The organism is Bacillus sp. N6 (assembly GCF_052805735.1).
On the sequence record NZ_CM127843.1, the window covers coordinates 275001 to 280000 of the forward strand.

Annotated in this window: 2 protein-coding genes and 2 rRNA genes (1 of these 4 only partly in view); 3 read left to right on the forward strand and 1 reads right to left on the reverse strand. The window is 40.5% G+C overall.

Features of this window, described 5'->3' with window-relative positions:
• Together ACUXVC_RS01565 and rrf are read left to right on the forward strand one after the other, a co-directional pair.
• A 23S ribosomal RNA gene (locus ACUXVC_RS01565) occupies positions 1-1555 on the forward strand; it begins 1367 nt to the left of the window's first position.
• A 48-nt stretch (positions 1556-1603) separates the two neighbouring features.
• Positions 1604-1719 (forward strand): 5S ribosomal RNA (gene rrf / locus ACUXVC_RS01570).
• A gap of 176 nt (positions 1720-1895) precedes the next feature.
• Here the strand turns inward: rrf and pdxR are convergent.
• Positions 1896-3308, reverse strand: a complete 1413-nt coding sequence (pdxR, locus tag ACUXVC_RS01575; RefSeq protein WP_340785399.1) for a MocR-like pyridoxine biosynthesis transcription factor PdxR — start codon at positions 3306-3308, stop codon at positions 1896-1898.
• A 117-nt stretch (positions 3309-3425) separates the two neighbouring features.
• Between pdxR and ACUXVC_RS01580 the strand changes: the two genes are divergently transcribed.
• Complete coding sequence (locus tag ACUXVC_RS01580) at positions 3426-4385, forward strand: proline dehydrogenase family protein (protein ID WP_340785401.1); 960 nt, start codon at positions 3426-3428, stop codon at positions 4383-4385.
• Positions 4386-5000 lie beyond the last annotated feature (615 nt).

Here is a 5000-nt window from a genome sequence, read left to right on the forward strand (position 1 = left end):
CTCGTCCGCTCAGGGTTAGTCAGGACCTAAGCCGAGGCCGACAGGCGTAGGCGATGGACAACAGGTTGATATTCCTGTACCACCTCTTTATCGTTTGAGCAATGGAGGGACGCAGAAGGATAGAAGAAGCGTGCGATTGGTTGTGCACGTCCAAGCAGTTAGGCTGATAAGTAGGCAAATCCGCTTATCGTGAAGGCTGAGCTGTGATGGGGAAGCTCCTTATGGAGCGAAGTCTTTGATTCCCCGCTGCCAAGAAAAGCTTCTAGCGAGATAAAAGGTGCCTGTACCGCAAACCGACACAGGTAGGCGAGGAGAGAATCCTAAGGTGTGCGAGAGAACTCTGGTTAAGGAACTCGGCAAAATGACCCCGTAACTTCGGGAGAAGGGGTGCTTTCTTAACGGAAAGCCGCAGTGAATAGGCCCAAGCGACTGTTTAGCAAAAACACAGCTCTCTGCGAAGCCGTAAGGCGAAGTATAGGGGGTGACACCTGCCCGGTGCTGGAAGGTTAAGGAGAGGGGTTAGCGTAAGCGAAGCTCTGAACTGAAGCCCCAGTAAACGGCGGCCGTAACTATAACGGTCCTAAGGTAGCGAAATTCCTTGTCGGGTAAGTTCCGACCCGCACGAAAGGTGTAACGATTTGGGCACTGTCTCAACCAGAGACTCGGTGAAATTATAGTACCTGTGAAGATGCAGGTTACCCGCGACAGGACGGAAAGACCCCGTGGAGCTTTACTGTAGCCTGATATTGAATTTTGGTACAGTTTGTACAGGATAGGCGGGAGCCATTGAAACCGGAGCGCTAGCTTCGGTGGAGGCGCTGGTGGGATACCGCCCTGACTGTATTGAAATTCTAACCTACGGGTCTTATCGACCCGGGAGACAGTGTCAGGTGGGCAGTTTGACTGGGGCGGTCGCCTCCTAAAGTGTAACGGAGGCGCCCAAAGGTTCCCTCAGAATGGTTGGAAATCATTCGTAGAGTGCAAAGGCATAAGGGAGCTTGACTGCGAGACCTACAAGTCGAGCAGGGACGAAAGTCGGGCTTAGTGATCCGGTGGTTCCGCATGGAAGGGCCATCGCTCAACGGATAAAAGCTACCCCGGGGATAACAGGCTTATCTCCCCCAAGAGTCCACATCGACGGGGAGGTTTGGCACCTCGATGTCGGCTCATCGCATCCTGGGGCTGTAGTCGGTCCCAAGGGTTGGGCTGTTCGCCCATTAAAGCGGTACGCGAGCTGGGTTCAGAACGTCGTGAGACAGTTCGGTCCCTATCCGTCGTGGGCGTAGGAAATTTGAGAGGAGCTGTCCTTAGTACGAGAGGACCGGGATGGACGCACCGCTGGTGTACCAGTTGTTCTGCCAAGGGCATAGCTGGGTAGCTATGTGCGGAAGGGATAAGTGCTGAAAGCATCTAAGCATGAAGCCCCCCTCAAGATGAGATTTCCCATAGCGTAAGCTAGTAAGATCCCTGAAAGATGATCAGGTTGATAGGTTCGAGGTGGAAGCATGGTGACATGTGGAGCTGACGAATACTAATAGATCGAGGACTTAACCATATAATATGTAGCAATGTTATCTAGTTTTGAAGGAATATGCCTTCATAGTTTGGTGATGATGGCAGAGAGGTCACACCCGTTCCCATACCGAACACGGAAGTTAAGCTCTCTAGCGCCGATGGTAGTTGGGACCTTGTCCCTGTGAGAGTAGGACGTCGCCAAGCAACTTTAAGACGAGTCAGAATGACTCGTCTTTTTTGTGTTTTGTAAAATAAACTTGTAATTAATGTGGGCTCTATGAGTATGAGTACGTTTATCTAGCAAGAAACAGCTTTATTAGAATTTCACATTTAAGTAGCATACCTTCAGAAAAATATGGCTGAGCTTTAAAGTCTATTTGTTAACAAGAATATATACGAAGTATTGCCCTCTGGAGCCTGCTCACACCCTCTTTTATTTCTTCAGTTGTTAAATGGCCATACCCTATAATAATTCGATTGTGATGTTTTCCTTTTTCAATGGCGTGGTCTTCCACAGGATATACTTTCACTCCGAGTTGTTGGATTTTCTCAAGTAATTCTTTTGTGAATTGAACTTGATTGAATTCAACAATCAGATGTAATCCTGTAGAATAACCGAAAATATTGATTGTATTTGAGAATGCTGATTGTAATTGCTGGATAAGGAAGTCTCTTCGATTTTTATAGATTTTTTTCATCTTCATAATATGTCGTTCCAAATAACCTTCGGCAATAAATTTAGCAAGGATAAGCTGATTTAAAGAAGGTGTATGTAAATCTGAAAACCATTTTACCCTGCGACATTTTTCAACAAGGTGTGAGGGAAGAACTAAGTATCCCATCCTAAGGGACGGTGATAAAATTTTACTAAATGAACCTATGTATATAACACGTTCGGGATCCAACCCCTGTAATGAACTTACAGGTGAGCCTTCATATCGAAACTCACTATCATAATCATCTTCAATGAGGTAACAATTTGTTTTTCTTGAGTAGTTAACCAATTGAACACGTCGTTGAATTGGCAACGTTCCACCTAAAGGGAACTGATGAGAAGGAGTAATGAAGATGAATTTTGGATTTTTATTTGCAGGTAACAAAGATGTATTCATCCCATTATCATCAACTGGTATAGGGGAAAGAAAGGCTCCTGAATTTTTAAAAATTGTTTGAATGTCATTGGTGATGGGATCTTCTATTAGTACTTCGTCACCTGATGACAAAAGTAACTTAGACACAAGTGTTAAAGCTTGTGTTGCACCGGAAGTAATCACCAATTGTTCTGGTTGACAAAAAACTCCTCTTGTTTTTAGTAAATACCGTGATAAAACCTTTCTTAATTCGGGACGTCCTTGGGGGATATCATATCCAAACGTAGAAGGAGGTGTTTCATTCCATATCGTGTGAGACAACTTTGCCCATCCTTTACGTGGAAATAAGTCTAATGCTGGTATTCCTGAACGAAAATTAATGATGTTACTCTCTTTGTTTGTTTCTTCACACCAATATAAAGAATCAATTAGAGTTGATTTTTTACGTTGTTCTAAATAAGCCCCTTCGGCAATGAATGTTCCAGCTCCTTGCCGAGTGACCAAAAAGCCTTCGGAAAATAATTGATCATAAGCTTCTAAAATTACATTCCTAGACACACCTAACTCAGAAGATAATTCCCGTGTTGCTGGTAGTTTATCACCAGATTGTAGCTCTCCGTTTAATATTCGTTCACGTATTTGGTGATAAACTTGTCGAATTAAACTTATATCTAAAGATCGATCAATAGGTATCCAAAGCATATAAATGCTCCCTTCATCAAAATTGGTACCATAAAAGTTTGGATGAAATGGTACTAATACAAACCATTTTAGCATGCTATAGTAGGGTCAAATAGTTCTAAAGGAGATGAAAATGTGATGACTAAACCAGAATTACAAGTAGCTCAGGCATTTAAATCGATTGCACGAAATGAACATATAAAAGCATATGTACAACAATCCACTGAACTCTATGCGTTATTATTACAAGCTGCGAAACGCTTTGTCACCGGAGAAACGAGACATGAAGGAATTGGGACGGCAAAAGAACTAATTACAAAAGGTTATCATACTTCACTAGAATACATAGGGGAAAATACTCTAGATATAGAGGCATGCTATAAAGCAAAAAATGAGTTTTTGAATCTTATTGGGGACATGGGTGCTCTATCTATGAAACAAACAGTATCACTCGATTTATCTCATATTGGATTATCTATAGATCCAGAAATATCTTATATTCATTTAATGGAGTTGGCAGAGAAGGCGAAAGTACATGGAACTACCCTTATGATAAGTATGGAAGAATCATCTAAAGCAGCGGACATTCTTTCCATTTATAAAAAGGTAACTGAGCAATATCATAATGTAGGGATAACAATACAGGCACATTTATACCGCTCAAACAATGATATTCAAGAACTCCTTCATTATCCAGGAAAAATAAGAGTTGTAAAAGGTGCCTATCAAGAAGTTCCGGATATTGCTATGCCTAGATCAACTGATTTAAATCAACAGTATCTTCAAATTGTAGAAAAACTAGTTGAAAACCATCACCCTGTATCTATAGCTACACATGATGAAATTCTTATTAAAGAGATGGAGCAACGTCAATATTTTAGTCACCCTAATGTAGAAATAGAAATGTTATATGGAATTCGTCCGGATATGTTAAGAAATTTGAAAAACAAAGGACATAACGCTAGAGTGTATCTGACTTATGGGAAAGATTGGTATTTGTATTTATGTCATCGGATAGCCGAACATCCAGAAAATCTATATTATGCAGTGACAGATATGATACATTCACCTTTACCAGAGCGGAGTAGGGAATATTGAATAGACATTTAATACTGAATGTAAAAATGATTTTGGTTGTTGCCTAAAAATAAGAGCCGGATTTTTCTTAGTGTAGAAATTCCGGCCATTTTATATTGAAATTTTTTTAGTATATATTTGTGTTAAAGGCGGACAGCACCCCTGTAGGTATTGAGAGGATTAAGATTTATAATTGTGCAGCCGTCGTATACCTTGTTGTAGGATTGTTTTTGTATGGTTGTGTATTCTTAGGGGGGAGATAGAAACAACGGAAATTATGATTCTATATGTATTTCAAAAGGGGGATATATACTAGAAATGAAACTAAATGCTTTGTTAGTGAAATGATTCGCTCTTTTAGCAGTAAAACGTAAATATAGGTATGGGTTTAATATCTATTAATGTTATATAAAAAGTGAAGTAATGAAAGGAACGAGCGTTCTGTATGTGTGTGTTCGGTACACTTGATACATTGAGGTGCGTATTTTTAATCCAGTATATGTGTTTAAAAAGGAAATACTATTAATCAATTCGAACCTTGAGCATATCTTAAATATTTATTAAGAGAATATAGCTGTATGGAAATAGATGATACTAAAGATGAAAGAGATATAAGGCTGATATTTCAGTGAAACA

Excerpts from the sequence above, each read along its gene's own strand:
- ACUXVC_RS01580 (WP_340785401.1), top strand. The coding sequence starts at position 3,426 with ATGACTAAACCAGAATTACAAGTAGCTCAGGCATTTAAATCGATTGCA.
- pdxR (WP_340785399.1), bottom strand. The coding sequence starts at position 3,308 with ATGCTTTGGATACCTATTGATCGATCTTTAGATATAAGTTTAATTCGA.